At 36.6% G+C, this 20623-nt stretch carries 16 protein-coding genes; 4 read left to right on the top strand and 12 right to left on the bottom strand.

What is annotated here, in order from left to right:
- Positions 1 to 149 precede the first annotated feature (149 nt).
- The 5 genes from hpf to RNZ46_RS04755 form a co-directional block, all read right to left on the bottom strand.
- A complete protein-coding gene (gene hpf / locus RNZ46_RS04735) occupies positions 150 to 455 on the bottom strand; it encodes a ribosome hibernation-promoting factor, HPF/YfiA family (RefSeq protein ID WP_316984229.1) in 306 nt (101 codons plus the stop codon).
- A gap of 31 nt (positions 456 to 486) precedes the next feature.
- Complete coding sequence (locus tag RNZ46_RS04740) at positions 487 to 960, bottom strand: Dps family protein (protein WP_316984230.1); 474 nt, start codon at positions 958 to 960, stop codon at positions 487 to 489.
- Positions 961 to 1183: 223 nt separating this feature from the next.
- Complete coding sequence (locus RNZ46_RS04745; protein WP_316984231.1) at positions 1184 to 2245, bottom strand: 2,3-butanediol dehydrogenase; 1062 nt, start codon at positions 2243 to 2245, stop codon at positions 1184 to 1186.
- Positions 2246 to 2302: 57 nt separating this feature from the next.
- Positions 2303 to 3115: an SDR family oxidoreductase gene (locus tag RNZ46_RS04750; protein ID WP_316984232.1), complete on the bottom strand. Its 813-nt coding sequence runs from the start codon at positions 3113 to 3115 to the stop codon at positions 2303 to 2305.
- A 45-nt stretch (positions 3116 to 3160) separates the two neighbouring features.
- Positions 3161 to 3997, bottom strand: coding sequence for an META domain-containing protein (locus RNZ46_RS04755; RefSeq protein WP_316984233.1), 837 nt, complete (start codon positions 3995 to 3997; stop codon positions 3161 to 3163).
- Positions 3998 to 4420: 423 nt separating this feature from the next.
- Here RNZ46_RS04755 and RNZ46_RS04760 point away from each other — a divergent pair, with 423 nt between their 5' ends.
- Complete coding sequence (locus tag RNZ46_RS04760; RefSeq protein ID WP_316984234.1) at positions 4421 to 6010, top strand: FMN-binding glutamate synthase family protein; 1590 nt, start codon at positions 4421 to 4423, stop codon at positions 6008 to 6010.
- A gap of 108 nt (positions 6011 to 6118) precedes the next feature.
- Positions 6119 to 8356: an FUSC family protein gene (locus tag RNZ46_RS04765; protein WP_316984235.1), complete on the top strand. Its 2238-nt coding sequence runs from the start codon at positions 6119 to 6121 to the stop codon at positions 8354 to 8356.
- 133 nt (positions 8357 to 8489) lie between these two features.
- Here RNZ46_RS04765 and RNZ46_RS04770 read toward each other — a convergent pair whose 3' ends face one another.
- The 5 genes from RNZ46_RS04770 to RNZ46_RS04790 all read right to left on the bottom strand — a co-directional run bounded on the left by RNZ46_RS04770 (position 8490) and on the right by RNZ46_RS04790 (position 13928).
- Entirely contained in the window at positions 8490 to 10520 is a 2031-nt protein-coding gene (locus tag RNZ46_RS04770) for a protein-disulfide reductase DsbD family protein (protein WP_316984236.1), read from the bottom strand.
- 475 nt (positions 10521 to 10995) lie between these two features.
- A complete protein-coding gene (locus RNZ46_RS04775) occupies positions 10996 to 11406 on the bottom strand; it encodes a nuclear transport factor 2 family protein (RefSeq protein ID WP_316984237.1) in 411 nt (136 codons plus the stop codon).
- 23 nt (positions 11407 to 11429) lie between these two features.
- Entirely contained in the window at positions 11430 to 11951 is a 522-nt protein-coding gene (locus tag RNZ46_RS04780) for a RidA family protein (RefSeq protein ID WP_316984238.1), read from the bottom strand.
- 104 nt (positions 11952 to 12055) lie between these two features.
- Positions 12056 to 12991: a nuclear transport factor 2-like protein gene (locus RNZ46_RS04785; protein ID WP_316984239.1), complete on the bottom strand. Its 936-nt coding sequence runs from the start codon at positions 12989 to 12991 to the stop codon at positions 12056 to 12058.
- 64 nt (positions 12992 to 13055) lie between these two features.
- Entirely contained in the window at positions 13056 to 13928 is an 873-nt protein-coding gene (locus RNZ46_RS04790; protein WP_316984240.1) for an SDR family oxidoreductase, read from the bottom strand.
- 152 nt (positions 13929 to 14080) lie between these two features.
- Here RNZ46_RS04790 and RNZ46_RS04795 point away from each other — a divergent pair, with 152 nt between their 5' ends.
- On the top strand, positions 14081 to 17119 hold the full coding sequence (locus RNZ46_RS04795; protein WP_316984241.1) for a two-component regulator propeller domain-containing protein: 3039 nt from the start codon (positions 14081 to 14083) through the stop codon (positions 17117 to 17119).
- 116 nt (positions 17120 to 17235) lie between these two features.
- Positions 17236 to 17883 (top strand): response regulator, encoded by a 648-nt coding sequence (locus tag RNZ46_RS04800; protein WP_316984242.1) that lies wholly within the window; start codon positions 17236 to 17238, stop codon positions 17881 to 17883.
- Between the two features lie 31 nt (positions 17884 to 17914).
- Here RNZ46_RS04800 and RNZ46_RS04805 read toward each other — a convergent pair whose 3' ends face one another.
- Positions 17915 to 19000 carry a mechanosensitive ion channel family protein gene (locus RNZ46_RS04805; protein WP_316984243.1) on the bottom strand — a complete coding sequence of 362 codons (1086 nt, stop codon included), beginning with the start codon at positions 18998 to 19000 and terminating at the stop codon, positions 17915 to 17917.
- Positions 19001 to 19485: 485 nt separating this feature from the next.
- Entirely contained in the window at positions 19486 to 20622 is a 1137-nt protein-coding gene (locus RNZ46_RS04810) for a universal stress protein (protein WP_316984244.1), read from the bottom strand.
- Position 20623 lies beyond the last annotated feature (1 nt).

Here is a 20623-nt window from a genome sequence, read left to right on the forward strand (position 1 = left end):
GAATATTTTTTTTTAAAAGTAGCATAATTTTTTTACAGCTACGGCGCATGCCTGTTTACGCCATTTTTTTAAAAAGTAATGGATAAAAGCGGCATGCGTCAAAATATTTGTACTGGCTATAAAACGTGCTGTATCACAAGCCGGAAAGCTTATAACTTCTCTAATTGCCTTTGTAATTTTTCTTCAACACTTGTAAGTAGCGCGTGGAAGTTATCGCCATAATCTGAAGCAAAGGGATCGTTACCTGGAACGCCTAACCGAATACTTACTTGCTTTTGTTCCGTTGTTTTTTCTTTTTTATCTTCCAAATAAACATCGGCCCATTCTATTCTATCATAAAAACGGGTAAGACGTGAAATCGATTTACGTATGGTATCTTTTACTTCATCACCAATAGTTATATCTACGGCCTGAACGTTAATTTTAATGCCTGTTAAATTTTCTGAATATTCCATAGTTTTTAGTTTTAAAGTTAATTATTGATTTTTATTTAAGGTAAGCCGAGTACATCCACACCAACTTTTCTTGTTCTCTAATATAATCACTCATTAATGCATTGGTACCTTCATCATTGGCATCAGCTGATAAATCAAGAATTTCGCGCTGAAGTGTGATAATGATTTTTAAAGATTCAAGGGTGTCTTTTACATCCTTTACGCCATCAGAAACCTCATTACTTTCTTTTATTTTTGCTTCTTTTTGATACACTGAAAATTGATGGTTAGGTGTATGTCCTAATGTTCTTATTCGCTCTGCGACTTCATCAATTTTTACGAATAGATTTTCATAAAGCTCTTGAAATTTATCGTGCAATTCAAAGAATTTATCACCTTTAATATTCCAATGATAGCCTCTTATATTTTGATAAAATATGGAATAATCTGCTAAAAGTTCGTTTAGTTTATCTGCTAGGACTTCTGATTTTTTCACATCCAGTCCGATTGAATTTAATTGTGTCATTATTTTAATATTTTTAAATGTTAATTTATTTTTATTAACTCGTTGTGCATTTTGAATGGAAAAAATATCAATATATCAATTCGAGTGATTTTGAGGCACGAAAAATTGTATCGAGAATCAATTTCAATTTAAAATTCTTATTCTCGATACAAATTTTACTCATTCCAATCGTAAAATACACTCGAACTGACAGAATTTTGTCTAAATGCACAACGGGTTTTTATTACTTATTAATATCCACTAATATTTTTACTTCAGATGGATCTTTTATCAAGGCATCAAAACCTTTCTCTACAATCTCATCTAAAGATATAACATTTGTGATTAGTTTTTCTACCGGTAATCTTCCGCTATTGATTAAAGCCATAACTTCTGGAAAAATATTGCGATAACCAATAATACCTTTAATGGTTATTTCCCTAAGAGCCTGATCGAGCGCATCGTGAGTAATATCTTTTGAAAAAAGCGCTACTAATACCGCCGTTCCTCCATTTCGAAGGCTAGCCACTCCCGTATCGAAAGACGCTTGAACGCCTGCGGCATCTATAAACACATCAACACCGTTTCCTGTTAATGCCTTAATTTTTTCAGGAATGTCTTTATCTCTGGCATCAAAAGTTTGCGTTGCTCCAATTTCTTTTGCTTTGGCTAATCTGCTTTCAGAAATATCGGTAATAAATACTTGTGATGCACCACTTGCTATAGCGACCTGCAGTGTAAGCAACCCAATTGGTCCAGCTCCCGTAACTAAAACGATATCTCCCATTTTCATTCCACTTTGCTGTATACCATAAGCTGCAACTGCTGCTGGCTCCACAATAGCACCTTGCTCAAAAGTCATGTTGTCTGGCATTTTGTGTGCCATATACTCTTCTACAACCACATATTTTGCAAAAGCGCCATTGGCTGTAAGCCCAACAAAACCAAGTGGTTCTGAAAGGTTATATTCTCCTTTGGGTACAAACGGACTTTCTGGATTTCTAAAAATAGGCTCTACAGTTACGCGATCGCCTTTTTTAACATGTGTAACATTTTTTCCTGTTTCAACTACAACACCTGAAAATTCGTGCCCTAGCGTAGTAACACCTTGATGCCCGTTTAATGGATATGGTTTATCTCCGGGAATGAGTTGTGGACCATGATTATATTCATGCAAATCTGAACCACAAATACCCGCAAATTTCACCTCAATTTTCACCTGATTATCATTAGGGGTTGGTATATTGGTTTCCTCTACTCTAATATCTTTCGCTGCATGCCAGCGAGCTGCCTTCATTGTTTCCATAATATAATATTTTTAATGTTAATTTATTTTTATAATTTGACTCTAATTCGAGTGCTTTTATTTCATTTTTTTGATGTTGTGAATCACACCGCCATCTACCAAAATATCTGTACTGTTTATAAATCGTGCCGCATCACTGGCTAAAAAACGGATGACTTCTGCTACATCTTCGGGCTGACCGTTGCGCTTTAAAGGTGTGGCTTGTTTAATCATTTCCATGCGTTCCGGATGCTCTTCTGCTGCCTTTAGTGCCATTGGGGTTTCAATAACGCCTGGTGAAACAGATACAATTCGCGCTCCTTTTTCTCCCCATTTATCGGCATTTTTAATGGTTAGCAATTGCACGCCTCGTTTTGCAAAATTGTACATGAGATCGGAATTGTTATTTACAAATTCGCTAACCGTATCAAAAGATTCTGGTGCTTGCGGATTTGCGAGCGCCTCATCATAATCCTTATTTGCAGGAACTGTATGTGCCATCATAGACGATAATAATATAGCGACAGAATCTTTTACAGCAAGTTTATAAAATGCATCTACCAAAAGCTCTGTTGCCACCAAATCTATGGTGTAAACTTTATGCAAATCTTTTACAGTTCCGCTAACTCCAGCTGTATGAATAAACGCTTTTAACGCACCTTTATCGGCCACGAATTCTGTTAACTTTTCAATATCTTTTTTAGATGTAATGTCGCAGGCTATTCCCGAAACATTAAATCCTTCTTTTGATAATTTTTCTACGGTTTCATTCAATCTTTCTTGTGAATAATCCGTTAAAATCAGTGGGTGATTTTTAAAAGCTCTTGCACAAACTTGACCTATGCCTCCTGCTCCTCCCGTAATAACTATTAGGTTTTTTTGAACTTTCATTTTTGTATATTTTTAATGGTTAATTATATAAGTTGCAAATGGTGTTTATTTAAAATAAACCGCTTCAAAAACGGCTAAGGGCGCTCTTTTGCCTACATTTAATGATAATACATCATTATTAACGGTGTAATTATCCGCAAGCTCAAAAATCTTTAAAAATTCGGCTTCGTTTACTGCAACATCTGGACATGCTTTTAAGGTTGTTGCCATGTTTTTAAAGCGAATTCTATTGCCTTTTTCCAAAGTATATTCACCGCTAACGGTATTACAACCTGCAAATCCCGTAACTTTATTGTCTTGAGTTTTTAAGGTGAAGAATATTTCGCGCTCTTGGTTTTCTGCCAGCGTTACCTCTTTTCCATCCAAGGTTTTTATTTTCCAGTATTTTTCAACAATGGGCTCGTTAGTCGATTCTGCTTTTTTAAACTCTGCCAAAGGCGCTCTTTTAGCTTTATTCAATGCCAATTTATTTCCGGAAATAGTAAAATTATCCGCCGTATCAAAAATGCTTAGGATTTGTGATTCGTTGATTTTTGAATCTGGGCACATCTTTCGTGTGGATGCCAATTGTGAAAACGAAATCCGGTTTCCCTTTTCAATGGTATAAGTTCCCATAAAGGTATTACAACCAGAATAGCCATTAACACGATTGGTTTCAGAATCCAAAATAAAATAGATTTCTTCCCCATTTGATTCTGGGTTGTTTATAGCATCACCTTCTAGCGTAGTGATAACCCATTTAATGTTTTCAATTGATACGTTTTCAATGGTGTTTGTTGCATCGGTCGCTTTTTCTGGATTTTCAGAATTTGATTTTTTTCCATTATTACAACTTAATATGGTTACAGCCAAAAGTGCGACAGTTGTTAATTTCGTTTTCATATTTATATTTTTATAGTTCATTGATCCTACACAAATATACGTTTAGTTCGGCACATTACGAACTAAATAGTATTAAATTATTGTTAAAATTTGTTTTTCAGCTTTTTAGCGCATCCTTTTTTAACTGAAGTTATTATTCTAAAGTTAATGTAATTTCTTTATTTTATGATTGGGTTTTACTAATAATTGCAAATTAGCTTCTTAAATTATGCGCTAACTCTTTCTTGATTTAGATGTGTTTTTCACAATAAAAACCAGTTAAATTTATCATATAAAAAATGAAACGACTATAAAATTTTGATATATTTAAAAACAATAAGCAGCATTATCATAAAAAAAGAGCCAAACACCTATCTTTTAATTTGAGATTCTATTAACTAAACTTATATTTGTTACTTTAAGAATGTTAAATAACTATATGGCATGAAAGTTCGTGAAAAGTTTATTTTAATTTCAACTACGGTTGTTGTAATTATAGGCGTTATAGCCGTGTTTTGGCTGCCAATTTTGTGGATACTACTATTGGTTGCACCACTTATTATTATGGGTGTTTTTGATATATTCCAAAAAAAACACACCATAAGGCGAAACTTTCCGCTTATCGGCCGCTTTAGATATGTATTGGAGTCCATTCGACCAGAAATCATGCAATACTTTGTGGAAACCGATACCGAAGGGCGCCCATTAAACCGTATACTAAGGTCTTTAATTTACCGCAGGGCAAAGGGTGCGAATGACACCGAACCTTTTGGCACACAGTTAAATATATACCATTCTGGTTATGAGTGGTTAGAACATTCGATGTATGCAAAAAACAACCCGAAAGATATTGGCGAATTCCCCCGTTTAATTATTGGAGGTAAAGATTGCAAACAGCCGTACTCTTCCAGTTTGCTAAATATTTCGGCAATGAGTTTCGGTTCACTGAGCAATAATGCTATTCTAGCCCTAAACAAAGGCGCTAAAATGGGTAATTTTGCACATAACACCGGCGAAGGCGCCATAAGCGACTATCATTTAAAATATGGAGGTGATCTTATATGGCAGATTGGAACAGGATATTTTGGGTGCCGAAAAGACGATGGGTCGTTTAACGAAGTTACGTTTAGAGAAAACGCCTTACGTCCGCAAGTAAAAATGATTGAGATAAAACTGTCTCAAGGTGCAAAACCGGGACATGGGGGTATTTTACCCGCTATTAAGAACACCGAAGAAATTGCTCGAATCAGGCATATTAAACCGGGCATAGCAGTACACTCTCCACCATCGCATTCCGCTTTTTCAGACCCTATTCAATTCATGCATTTTATAAAAAAGCTTCGTGATTTATCCGACGGCAAACCTGTAGGTTTTAAATTATGCGTTGGTAGAAAACAAGAGTTTATGGATTTTTGCGAAGCCATGATTTATACCGGCATACTTCCCGATTTTATTACCGTTGATGGTGGTGAAGGCGGTACCGGTGCAGCTCCTGTTGAGTTTTCAAATTCCATGGGAATGCCTTTGCGTGAAGGATTGATTTTTGTGCATGATACCTTGGTTGGTTTTGGACTGCGAAAGGAAATAAAAGTTATTGTTGCCGGAAAAATTATTACAGGGTTCCACATGGCAAGAGCCATAGCTTTAGGTGCCGATGGTTGTAACAGTGCCCGTGCCATGATGCTTTCCATTGGGTGTATTCAAGCGCTGCAGTGCAACAACAATACTTGTCCTGTTGGCGTTGCAACCCAAAACCCTTCTTTAGTAAAAGGATTGGTAGTTGATGATAAGGCACCACGGGCACATAGATACCACAAGGCCACCATACAAAGTTTTTTAGAGCTTGTTGCAGCAGCTGGTCTTAACGATCCTAGCGAATTGTCAAGAGAGCATATTAGTAAAAGAGTTGGCTTGTACACGGTACAGACTTATGATGAAATTTATCCGCCTATGCAAGAAGGCTGTTTAATAGACATAAAAACAATTCCCGATTACTATAAACGATTTTTCCATCTTACACGTATTATGAAATAATAGAACGAAGAGAATCCATAATATAGATGTGCAATCGCTAACAACATGGTTTTATGTTAAAAACCGTATTATTTTTTCAAACAGTATCTTTATGGCAAATTATAAATCTTGACTCCAATTTCAAATTTTATAACAAATAACACCACAGAATTAGTAGAGTTTTTAAAAAGCACTAGTTTTTCGAAAGCTGTTTTAGTTGGTGTTGCCATAAGTTTACCCATAGTTATTGGTCTTGTTACCAATTATTTTGAAATTGGACTTGCTATTTGTTTTGGTGCCTTTTGGTGCTCACCAAGTGATGTTGCCGGAAATTTAAAACATAAGCAGGTTGGTATTCTTTTTTCCACCTTTTTAGTTGTAATCATCAGTTTTATTGGTGGTTATCTCGATATTTCAAATTATTTGCTATTTCCTGTTTTAGGTCTACTCACATTTAGCATTGCCTTTATTTCCATATATGGATTTAGAGCTTCAATGATAAGCTTTTCAGGATTGTTGGCATTAGTGCTGAGTTTTGCGCATACGTCAGAAAATTTAGAAGTCTATCAATACGCCCTTTGGATTGGCGCTGGAGGTCTGTGGTATTTATTGTTATCAACCATTTGGTTTTACTTTAATCCTAAAGCGTATACTGAAGAAACCCTAAACGATACCTTTTTATTAACAGCCGATTTTTTAGATACCAGAAATCAGCTTTTCGGCGAACAACAAACCAGAGATGCCCTGCAAACAAAACTCATGGCCTTAAAGGTTGAACTAACCGAACACCATGATACATTAAGGGAAGTTTTAATTTCTTACCGTAAAAGTTCGGGCAAATCCTTTTATCACGGCAAACGATTATTGGTTTTTACCCAATTGGTAGAATTGTTGGAAACGGCTATTGCAAACCCTGTAAATTACAGCAAAATGGATGCACTTTTAAAAATCCATCCAGAGTTTAAAACTCATTTTCAGATGCTGATAACTGAATTTTCATCGCAATTACGCAGCATTGCAGTCCATATTAACAATTCAAAAAAATTCCCATCAAATAAAATTCTTAATGAAGCTTTTAAAAAAATTGAAAACGATATTTTAAAGCTTAAAAATGAAAAGGATCCAGAAGCCTACGAACGGTATTTGATGCTTCAGAATTTCTTGGATTACCAAAAAAAGCAATTCGAAAAGCTCAAAAAAATAAAATGGTTGTTGGGCAAGCCTGAATTAACTTCAGATGATTTAATGACCAAGGATTATCTCAATCGTTTTATACATGCGCAGGATTATGATCCAAAACTAATCTTAAGAAACCTAGGTTTTAAGTCCACTATTTTTAAACATTCCCTACGTTTGGCAGTAACGGTAATGTTGGGTTATGGCATTGGCCTGTACTTCGATTTACAAAACCCGTATTGGATTATATTAACCATAATTGTAATAATGCGCCCCAGTTACGGCCTTACAAAAACGCGCTCCAAAGACCGCGTTATCGGCACATTAATTGGTGCCGTTATAGCTAGCGGTATTGTGTTTTTAATTCACAACACCTATGTTTATGGCGCCTTGGGTGTGCTCACTTTGGTCATTGCGTTTTCAATGATTCAGAAAAATTACAAGGCTTCTGCAACGTTTATTACGCTAAGTGTTATTTTTATTTACGCCATTATACAGCCTGATATTTTAAAGGTTATTCAGTTTAGGGTTATAGACACTATAATTGGTGCGGCTCTTTCGTACATGACAATGCGTTGGCTTTGGCCTGCGTGGTCGTTTATGGAAATTGGCGATAATATAAAAGATGGTTTAAATGCGAACACCGCTTTTTTTAAATCGATTAGCAGTTATTACCAACAAAAAGGAAAAGTACCAACAAGCTTAAAAGTAAACCGGAAAAAAGCATTTGTACAAATGTCTAATTTAAGTTCGGCATTTCAGCGTATGGCACAAGAGCCGGAATCGAAGCAAAACCATATGGACGACATTTATGAACTCGTTGAAATTAACCATAATTTTTTAGCGTCATTGGCATCGTTGAGTTCATATATTCAAAATCATAAAACCACGGAAGCCTCAAAAGAATTCAAAATAATTTCAGAAAAAATCCAAGACAACCTCGACACGGTTTGTAGGCAATTAAAAACTATAGATTTTGAAGTATCAAAAACAAAATCCGATCTTTCCGAGTTAGAAAATCAATCTGAAAAGCTTAAATTCTCCATAGATCAGCTTACAAATGAAGCCATTTCCAAAACAGATAACGTACGTGCGCACAAGGAAGCACACTTAATTTGGGAACAGATGTATTGGTTGTTTTCCTTAAGTGAAAAAATGTTGAAATTAACCTCGAAATTCAATACGGATTAAAACAACCCCAAGCCGACAAATTGAATTAAGTGCCCTTGCAGCAATACTTTCATAAAAAAGCCACTCCAGGTTTCCCTAAAGTGGCTCATTGTTAAACAGCCCTCACATTAACACTAAAACTTTCCGCGACGGGCTATTTAAAATTGTTCAACCCTGCCTTCATCCAATTGTAATATTCGTCGGCATCGGGCATATAGCCCACAGGGTCGTTTAGGTTTTGTTCATCATGCCCCATCAGCACATAAAACGGTTGGGTATTGGTCTTGAATTTTATGGTTTGGAACTCGCTCCATTTTTGCCCTATGTATTTTAGTTTTTTTCCGGGCCTCAATTCAGATTCGATCACCTCGTCCTCCGGCAACTTCCGTTTATCATCGACATACAGCGAAATCAGTACAACCTCGTTTTTAAGCACATTGAGCACTTGATCGTTTACCCAAACATTCTGTTCCATTTTACGGCAGTTTACACAGGCCCAACCCGTAAAATCCAGCATCACTGGTTTGTTTACTTTTTTGGCATAGGCCAAACCCTTGTCGTAATCGTTAAAGGCCAGAATTTGATGCGGTGCCAATAAGTGCGCACCTTCTGGCAGATCTTTATTTTCGTTGGAAATGACACCACCACCTACTTTTGAATTCCCAACGCCATAGGGCGATTCGGCATAATCCAATGGCGGCGGAAATGCACTGATCAGATTCAATGGTGCGCCCCAAAGCCCCGGAATCATGTAAATGGTAAACGTGAGCACGATGAGCCCCAAGCTCAACCGCCCCACGGAAATATGGGTCAACGGTGAATCGTGCGGTAATCTGATTTTTCCGAAAAGATACAATGCTAAGGTTCCGAAAACGGCAATCCAAATGGCGATAAACACTTCCCTTTCTAAAATATGAAGCTGCAAAACCAAATCGGCCTGCGACAAAAACTTAAAGGCCAAGGCCAATTCTAAAAAGCCCAAAACCACTTTTACGGTATTTAACCAACCACCGGATTTTGGCAATGAGTTTAACCAGCCCGGGAATGCCGCAAACAATCCAAATGGCAAGGCTATGGCCAACGAAAAGCCCAACATGCCCACGATTGGGGCAATGCCCCCTTTTGAGGCGGCCTCGACCAACAGTGTGCCCACAATGGGCCCTGTACAGGAAAACGAGACCAGCGCCAATGCCAGTGCCATAAAAAAGATGCCTATTAAACCGCCCCTATCGGCTTGTTTATCGACATTGTTAACCCATTTACTCGGCAAAACAATTTCGAAAGCGCCCAAAAAGGACAGCGCAAACACGATTAACAGTAAAAAGAAAATAAGGTTGAACCAAACGTTTGTTGCCATGGCGTTTAAGGCATCGGCACCAAAAATGGCGGTAACGGCAATGCCCAAAATAAGATAAATGGCGATAATACTAATGCCGTATACAATGGCGTTTTTCACGCCTTTGGCCTTGGTTTTGCTTTGTTTGGTAAAGAAGCTCACCGTCATGGGAATCATCGGGAACACGCAGGGTGTTAACAACGCTGCAAACCCCGATAGAAAGGCAATGATGAAAATGGCCCACAGACCTCTTGTTTCTTGTTTTTTATTGTCTTTTTTTACTTGCTTAACGGCTGGGGTTACCGGTTCTTTTTCGGGCTCCTGGAAATTTACCGTTGGTTCCGTTGTTGCGGATTCCGTAGATGCGGATTCCGTTGTCGTTACCGTTTTGGCTTCGGCGGCTTCTGAAAGGTTAAATTCCAAATCCACGTAATTCGGTGGCAAACAGCGTGTGTCGTCGCAAACCATGAACTCTACTTCGCCTTTAACAATGGACAGCTCTTGGTTTAATACTTTGATGCGTTGCCTAAATTCCGCTTTATTGTCGAAAAACTTTATGCGCATGTTAAAAACCGGATCGTTTACCGTGTGCCCTTCATCTTCGGCCACTTTGCCAATCAACTCGTAACCTGCGTTGGGCTCAAAACCAAACGTGGTTGGAATCGGACCGTCTTCCGGTACGTTTTGCGAGTATAGGTGCCAACCGCTTTCTATGATGGCATCGGTGATTAACAAGTATTCGGTATCCGACAGTTTTTCAACGGATGTGCTCCATTTAACCGGGTCGAACACTTGCGAAAACCCATTAAAACCAAGAGTTAACAGCAGAATTATGATTGTTTTTTTCATTTGATTTTGATTACGATTTAAAATCGGTTTTTTAACTTGTTGTATTAATGGCTTTAAAAAAAATCTAATAAGCTTTTGTCCTATCCATTAATTTTTTGAACAAACAACTAAAATTTTCTGTTCTTAATTATTTTTTACAATATTACCGAAATTTTCAAGATTTCTCATATTGGCCTATACTAAAAACGTATGCCCATGCTTTAATAAAAGGCTGTTTTATAAAAAGGCGCAATTTACGTATAAACCCTTATTTTTATTATGCTTTTATGATAACTTTATGATTACTCACCTTTAGAATTTCTGAATATTTTTTTAAGAATTAAACATAAAAAAACCAGAGTTTATTAATCCTCTGGTTTTCATGAATAAGATGCTTTAAAAGATTGTTTTTTGAAGGACTAACTCTAAACAACAAGTATATATTTCAAAACATTTATAAATAGTATTGGTTTTGCTAAAAAATTGTTTAACAACACTATTCGATCTCGGCTTCAGCCAACTTTTTAGTATCTACATATTGCTGAAAGCCAACTATTTTACCGTCGTCATTAAGTGTCCACAAATGAGCGACTTGGACATCTGCTTCTTTAGCCGTTGATTTCACTTTAAAATGATAGCGTAAAGTGGCGAGCACTTTATTATGCATCATCTCGTGAAGCTCTATGTTTTTTAAGGCAAATGATTCGTACATATCACCTATGCGCGCAAACACACCATTTAAAATAGCATCCGGACCAATATAGGGATTACCATCTGCCAGCCTATTGCTTTCGGCTTCATTCCATATAATTTCAGGATGCATGGCTCCGAGAACATTGGGCATATCGCCTGTTGCGAAGGCACTATATAATTTGTCGATAACTTGAATATTTTGATTGCTTTTCACGATTATTGTTTTAAGTTAATATACTAATTGGCTTTGTGTACCTCCATTTCTATTTCGATAAGAAACTCTGGAATGGCCAATTCCTTTACACCAAGCCAAGACCCTGTAGGGAATTGGTTTTTATAAATTTCTGCTCGATAACCTGCAACTTTTAAAAATTCGGGCATGTTTGTGGTAAAAATATTTTCTACCACCACATCGTTAAACGTGCAGCCATAATGCTTTAAGATTTTTTCTAAATCTGCATAACAGTTTTTCATTTGCTGCTCTAAATTGTCAATGGCGGTTGGGTTGCCCTCATCATCCATACTTACCGCACCGGAGATTTTAATGGAGTTCCCGATTTTAACGGCGTGCGAATAACCATAGGCTTTTTCAACTTCCGGTCGCAACATATAGTATTCATGGGTTTCAGCTTTTGTTTTATGCTCAACTAGTTCTGAATTTTCTTCAATAGATTCTTCTTTTAATTTTTCATTACAGCCCGCCACTGTAATTATCAGTAGAATTCCTATCAGCATTTTTGTTGTTACTTTATTTAACATGCTATTTATATTTTTTGATGGAGTTTTTATTCAATTTAAAAGGTTTGGATTATATCTAAATAATTGAACAGTGCAGGGAAATATATCACCGCACCGCATGATTGTTAATTTTCCAATAAGCCTTTGTTGTAATACAGGGTCTCTGAAATGATGACGCCATCTTTATCAAAATCATGACTCATGTGTACGGTGAGTTTTATTTCTTTTTTATCTGATTTTCTGGTCAAATGGAAATCCCACCAAGACAGCACAGACCTGCCGTTGCCCATTTCGTATTCTAAATAATCTGGATATCCCATCATTTCTATGTTCTTGACTTCAAAACTATCAAGGAATCCCTGACGCTTTCCTTTTATAGCTTCCATGGTGTCTGGTTTATCAAAATCTTCATTGATATTAAAAAATTGGGCATCATCACTAAAAAACCCTAAAGCTTTTTCCAAATCCGAATTTTCAAAAGCATAAACCACTTTGCGAACGGTATTGATATTATCGTGATGGTTATAAATTGTACCATTGGTTCTGTCAGAGAAACTTTGTCTTAATTCATTAAAAATACCTTCGTTAAAATAATTGATAAGCATTTTAATTTTCGTGTCTTTAGTCACTACAAAAAGCCGGTGCACGGGTGAGGAAAATTTCACTCCGGTCTTTTTATGAACGCCTTTAAGCAAATCCCAAGTTTGCACCCACACCACCTCGTCTTTATTATCTTTTTTGTATTCGATAGCATCTGGATAAGCCCCCTGGAAATCGCCGATGGAAAAATAATCCAATTCCTGCGACCAACGAATGGCCCCTTTAATAAAAGAAGCTTTGTCTCTGCCTTTGGCGTTTGGATTGGTAGAGAGCCCGTTATAGGATTTAAAATCATCGGTTAACAAACTAGCTATTTTTGTGGTATCACCGCTTACAAAAGCCTTTGTGTAGGCTTCAACAACATCGATTGCAGGATGCTCTATATAAACCGTTCCGTTCTTTTTTTGGGAAAATGCGAAAATTGAGCCCATAAAAATGAGCATTAAAACTACTTTTTTCATTGTGATTGGTTTTAAATTAATGATTGGTTAAAAATTATATTTCTGTTTTCTTTTTAGTTTAATTCTACATTCGTTTTGGGCCATCCCAATCGGTAATCTCGAAAACCTCTAAAAGGTTTTGCCTAATTGGTTCGGTAACCTCGTTAATGGCTTGTAGACCAAAATCCAATCCAACCATTGTGCGAATTGGTCGGCTGCCATGTGGCATTTCGATTAAATCATCAAAAGCCTGTACCACATGCATCGGGTCGGTTGGCGCGTTGCTGTCCTCGAAAGCTGCTTGAACTTGACTGCCAAAACCTTCACTAAACTCCGCAACATGCTGGTACGCCTTAGCAATGTCTTCATTTTCGGAAGGAATAACCGTATTGAAAAAATCGGTAGCAAAAGGCCCTGGCTGTACCATAACCACATCAATGCCCAAAGGCGCCAATTCGTAACGCATGGATTCGCTCAAGCCTTCCAACCCCCATTTACTGGCATGGTAAACACCAGAACCGGGCGAACAGCAACGACCGGCAATAGAACTTATTTGGATAATGAGTCCATCATTTTGTGCGCGCATTTTAGGCAAAACCGCCTTGGCAACTCTAAATGTGCCCACGATATTCAAATCCAATTGATCCATAAACTGTTTTGAAGAAAATGATTCAATGGGGCCGCCATAGCCGCGACCTGCGTTGTTAATGAGCACATCCACTTTACCTAATTGAGAGACTGCTTTGTTTACACTTTCATCTGAGGTAACATCAATTTCTACCACGTCTATGTTAAGGTTATTTGAATTGGAATAATCTGATAGCTCTAAAGCTTTATCCGCATTCTTTCCGTTTACATTACGCATTGACGCATAAACGTGATGCCCTTTTTTAGCTAAATGTTTTGCAGCCATAAGTCCAAAGCCCGAACTGCAACCTGTGATTAAAATATGTTTCATAACGCTTTATTTAGTTGGTGTATTAAATTAACTTGTAGTTTGTTTCAGCAAGTTATCATGTAATCACCACAATGTCAATCACATATTCATGTGAAATTGCATAATAACTTTTGTATATTTGATACTAAGCTATTATCAACACAACCAACCCATTGAAATTCATAAAAAGACTCCGTGCATTTGTTCTGCCATTGACTTTCCTTTTGTTAAGCTTGGGTATTTACGCGCAAAACCCATCGCAAATAGATGTATTAACTACCGAAGATGGTTTGTTGTTTCGTGATGTTTCCACCATAGTACAGGACGATAAAGGCCTCATGTGGATTGGGACCAACTTAGGGCTTAACCGGTACGACGGCCATAATTTTAAGGCATATACCAGCAATCCGAAAAATCCCTTTTTTATTGAAGAAGATTTTATAAAGTCTAATATGCTTTATAACAAGCCCGACCATTCTTTATGGTTTTTAGCCAACGATGAATTATTTAAGCTGGAATTACAAACCGATTCTATTTTTTCATTTGATAAAAGCCACAATTTAAAAGGTATGGTGCTGGACATTTTTAAAGCCCCCGACGATTCAATTTGGGTAGTTACCGATGATTATTGGAATGTTGAAAAAGGCACTGCCAAACAATACCTCCAAAAATTGGTAGATGGCCGCTTTAAAGTTATGGTTGCTTTAAATAGGTACAAGCGTGGTTTTATCAAAATAGCCACGGATGCCAATGGGTTTATATGGTGGACAACAACAAGTGGCACGTACAAATTTACAGTTGATGGCGACCTTTTGGAATCGTATATTTTAGATACTTATGATTGGAATGGCGACACCATTCATTATACTCCTTTATTCTTCAACAGCAGCAACACATTTTATTATTTTCCTTCGTCTGAAGGCGGCATCAATATTTACGATACCGCAACCAAAACATCAAAACGAATTTTCGATAAAAACGATATTATTAGATACGCTATCGAAGATCAAGACCAAAACATCTGGTTTGCAGGTTATAAAACCTTGTATCGTATGGATACCGATGGAAATTTTAGTGATTACACCGCTTTACTTAAATCGAAGTTGGACTACAGCACAATCAACAATCTTTTTATCGACCATAACAGTTTGCTTTGGGTGGCTACGGATAACGGTTTGTTTAAAATTAGAACCCAAAAACAGTTGTTTTCAAATCTTTTTAAATCAGAAAAAGAAGGTTGGGGCAATGCCATGCGCGGCATTTTTGAAGATGCCGACGGACGCATATTTTCACTTTGCGAAAGCAAACATCAACTGTGGTATAAAAGCAAAACCGGACAAATCGATTCTCTGCCACTAAAAACCAAATCCGGAAAACCGCTGTCGCTCATGTACGATGCGAGTTTTTTAGTTACAAACAACAAAAAAACACATGCTTATGCCATTGGTAAAGGTATTTGTGAAATTGATTTACAAACGGGACGGACTAAAATCTATGATCAATTCAGCCATAACAATAAAATTTACGGACCAAACGCACTACTAAAATTAAAAGATGGTCGTTTATTGTTTGGCTACACTCTGGATTTGCTCACGCTATTTAATCCAGAAACCCTAGAAAGTCAATTGATTTTTAAAAATATTACAGAGCAAACCAATATTGCAGACCTTCAGTTTTTTGAGGAAAGTAAAGATGCAAATAGTGTTTGGGTGGGCACAAAAAACGATGGTGTACTAAAAATAGACCTCAACGGAAACATTCTAAAAGCTTTTAACACAAACACAACACCCAAGTTGGACAAGCATCATATTTTATGTATTAAAGAAGACACCGACGGAAGCTTGTGGCTGGGAACTTATGGCGGTGGGCTCAGTCATATTTCCGCAGATGGAAAAACAATACTCAATTATACAAAAACCGACGGTTTGCCAAACGATAATGTCGTGGGTATTTTACAAGATGGTAATAATAAACTTTGGATTAGCACCTACAACGGACTGACCTTATTTAATAAACCCACCAAGGAATTCCAAAATTTTTATACAGAGGATGGCTTGTCTCACAATGAGTTTAATTATGCTTCATTTTTTAAAGACAACCAAGGCTTATTTTATTTTGGCGGCATGAACGGTATTAATGTTTTTAATGCCGAAGCATTACAGGAATCTGTAAGGCCACCAGATTTACAACTATTGAAAATTTCTGGTTATAACAGCAAAACAAAAAAGAGTTTTACTACAGATTATGCCCAAAAAGAACTTAAATCTTTTACGGCATCACCTTACGACCAGTATTTTGAAATCAGTTGGACCATGCCCAGTTATTTTCAAAATCAAAAAAACACTTACAGCACCAAGTTGGAAGGTTTTGACGACCGTTGGTTTTATCAAGGTAATGCATCATCCATCCGCTATAACTTATTGCCCGCTGGCGATTATCAATTAAAAATTAAGGGTAAAGATTCTAGAGGAAACGAGAGCGCATCCATTTTATCCATCCCTATTACGGTTAAGCAGATTTTTTATAAAAAGTGGTGGTTTATAGCGCTCGTATTATTGTTAATTATCGGTATGATGTATGCAATTTTCAGATACCGTTTACAGCAAGCCTTAGCTATGGAGCGGCTTCGCACCAAAATATCACGAGATTTGCACGACGATGTTGGCTCATTACTTTCTGGTTTGGCCATGCAAACCGAACTCATGGAAATGGATGCAAGTAAAGCCGATAAATCGAAACTACAAAAAATTGCAGGCATTAGCAGAAAGGCCATTTCACAAATGCGAGACTTGGTTTGGAGCATTGATAGCAGACGTGAAACAACAAACGATTTAATAGAACGCATGCAAGAATTGGCAGAAGAATTGTTGTTGCCTAAAGGGATTTCGTTCACCATAGAAAGCACATCGGTAAAATATCCAAATCGAAAATTGAGGGCTCAAGTAAAACAAAATATATTTTTAATTTATAAGGAAGCCATCACAAATATTTTGCGTCATTCCGATGCGACGCATGTAACCATAACCATTACAAATCACTATAAAATTTGCGAATTTAGCATTAAAGACAACGGAAGCAAAAAAGCGTGTTATAAATCTACCGGATTGGGACTATCTAATATGCAGCTGCGAGCAAAGGATATAAAATCGGATTTAATATTTAAAACTGATAATGGTTTTGGTGTTATTCTCAATTTACCGTTTAATTTGTAAAACCTCTTGCCGTTTTTCATTTTTAACACAAAAAAGAACCACATCATAATGTGATTGCATTATGGTTTTAAAAACCTAACTTTATAACTGATAAATATTTATTTTTAAATCCCCCAATGAGTAGCAACGGCATGAAACACATAAACATAGCCATTATTGAGGATGATGCCATAGTACAGGAAAGTCTCAGCGATTTTTTTGAGGGCTTACCCCATATGGAATGTTTGCTTATATCGGCTTCCGTTGAAGACTTTCTTAAAGATTTAAAGCCCTTAAAAAAAACACCGGATATTTTACTTTTAGATATTAATCTTTTGGGAATGTCTGGGATTGAGGGGATTCCTCTAATACTAAATGAATGCCCAAATACAGACATTATTATGCTCACCACGTTTGAGGATACCGACAGCATTTTCAAGGCCTTATGTGCTGGAGCCTGTTCTTATTTATCTAAAAAAACACCATTAAAAAAAATACAGGAAGCTATTGAGGTGGTTTTCGATGGAGGCTCGTATATGTCGCCTTCCATAGCTCGAAAAATTGTAAACACCTATACCCCAAAACGGAATAAAAAATCAATCTTAACACCAAGGCAAACTGAAATTGTTGCCGGTATTGTAGCGGGAAAAAGCTATAAAATGATTGCTGATGATCTGTTTGTTTCGCTCGATACGGTTAGAAGTCACATCAAAAACATTTACAAAACACTTGAGATAAATTGTAAAGCTGAGTTAATTAAAAAATCTTATGACAACGAACTTTAAAATCTACTTTAAATCAAAGAATTTACCTTAATTAATCTTTATTGTTTTTCATGACAATAGTTCTGTAAGGGAACGGGATTTCAATCCCTTCTTTATCAAACCGTTTTTTAATGCTTTCCAAAACATCAACTTTAAGTTGAAAACTATCGCTATAACTTCGTTCCCATGTCCAAGCCCTTATAATCACCGATGATGCATCTAGTTTTATTAACGCTGTTCGCACTATGGGTTTCCCATTCGCTATATCCTGTTCTGTCCGATTATCTAAGATTAATGGGTGATTTTCACATTCTTCCTGCATGATTTTTTTGGCCAAATCAACATCACTATCATAGGATATTCCAATTTCAATCCGTTCGCAGCATTTTAGTTCGCCCATATCGTAATTGATCAATTTTTCCTTATTGATTATAGCGTTTGGAATAACTATCATTTTATTTTCAAAATTACGAATTACCGTATGCCGCAGTGTGATGTCTACAACCCGACCCACCATCGTGTCTGTTACTTTTATAAGATTGCCTACTTTAAACGGCTTAAAAGTAATAATAAACAAACCGCCTATAATATTAGCCAAGGCCTCTTGCGCTGCAAGTCCCGCAATAAGCGCCATAACGCCAGCGCCCCCTAAAGCCGTTTGAGCCACCCCTTTAAGCGACGGAAAGGCCAAAAGACACAGAAGTATGCCAACAAAATAAATAGCAACAAGAACGACGTATCGTAAAAACTGAAAACTGGTTGGGTCCTGTTCGTTTTCTATCTTTCTTTTGATGTCGTATTTAAACCACGTATTAGACATTGACGCCGCAATTACGGTAAGTGCCAAAACTACCCCAATATAGAGTACGGTTTTAAATTCGTTGGCCAACATGCTTTGTTGGGTTTCATCTACAACAAGAAAAGTTAAAGCAATTAACCCCAAAACAACCCATAGTGTATTGAGAATGCGTTTTAATACATTTAAAGATTTTGAGGGTTCTCCAGGAAATTTCCGCTGCTTTTCTTTAGAAAGCCAATTGTGCAGTTTATTAGTTAATATGCGCAAAACTATAATAATAGCAATGACGATTACCCCGTTAATAATAGTTTGTTTATAGGTTTCTAGAAATTCCATCATATTTAATATGTTTTCAATGCGATTAAGGAAAGCTCTATACAATTCAACACAATCATGAATTTAAAGATTAAATTACAGTAGGCACCCTTCCCAATATCACAGTAATCCATTGGGCTAAAACCATAAAGATTTGCTAATTTATGTAATCATTTACACAAATTGCCAAATTATGGTTGTTAACAAACATACAATTTATTCAATAAATTTTTAATTAAAGAGAATTTAGGATTAATTACTTAACCCTAAAACCAAAGGCAGATAATGGGTTAAAAAAGATTTGAAATTGGAGTGGATTACAATGAAACAAATCTCTCGGTTTAATAAAAACAAAGAGGCGGATTGAAAAGTCTATTGAATTTAATTTGTCAGGTTGAGCTTGTCGAAACCTATCTTGATTGTTAATAAGTCAAAATATTTCGACAAGTTCAAAATGACATAAAATTAGCCTTTTCAAACCGCCTCTATTTAAAATTTGCAACTGTATTTTAGCGCTTTATTTGTTTACGCACCTCTTCTTCAATTCTCATGTTTTCAATGCGTTCCATAACATGCTCTGCCATTTCATTGTATTTTTTAGCATTATCCATATCTCCGATCTTTTCATAAACCTCGGCAATGCCCTTTAAGGACGGAATGTGCATAAAGTTAATATCCAAGCAAATATTATACTGCTGAATAGACTCTTCAAAAAAGCTGTTTTTAAAAAGTTTCTGGGCCAAATTATAGTGGTTTTCAATATCCTTAATTTTAGATTCCAACTCCAAAACAACAACGTCTTCATCTTTTAAAGTAATAAACGAACACGGTACTTCCCGGACTACCTTTTCGGTAACACTGCCCATTAAGATCTTACTGATACCAGACTTTCCTGTGGTGCCCATAATTAGCAAATCGGATTCGTTTTTCTTAATGGACTTAAGAATTTTTGCTGCGGGATCGCCTCCCATAACTTGGGTTTCGTAGTTTAAATCTATTAAATTAAACCCTTTTAAATAGGCCTCGAACTCCTTGGTGTGCTCCACATGTCTGGCCTCGTTCATTTTGGCAGCATCGAGCTTTGTGAATTTGTACTTAAAGTATGGATATACACTTAGAATAACCAACTTCGCGTCTACCATTCGGGATATGATAATGGCACTGTTTAATGCCTGAGTAGATTCTTTAGAAAAATCTACCGGACAAATGATATTTTTTATATTTAGTGTTTCTCCATTTTTTACAACAAAAACGGGCTGGTTGCTCTTTCTTATAATTTTTTCGGCTGTACTACCCAACTGAAAAGCCTCTTCTTTGAGTTTGTTACCCGACCCAATGAATAATAAATTAGCATTTATATTGTCGGCCGCACTAACTACTTTGTCGCTGTAATCTCCGTATTCTAAAACAAATTCCCCCGTTTCAAGACCTTCATTGTTAATGCTGGCGTTTATCTCCTTTAACTTTGAAGTTGCAGCTGTTTTAACCAGAAGGCTCACTTTTTCGTTGTTAATATCATCTGGCAAAATATGGACAAGCGTGATTTTAGATTTAAATGTTTTGGCGAAACTAATGGCGTTTTTTAAAACATAATCAGAAGACTCCGTAAAGTCAATGGCAACTAAAATGCTTTTAAGTAATTTCATG

It is taken from the genome of Hwangdonia lutea (assembly GCF_032814565.1).
Classification (GTDB): domain Bacteria; phylum Bacteroidota; class Bacteroidia; order Flavobacteriales; family Flavobacteriaceae; genus Hwangdonia; species Hwangdonia lutea.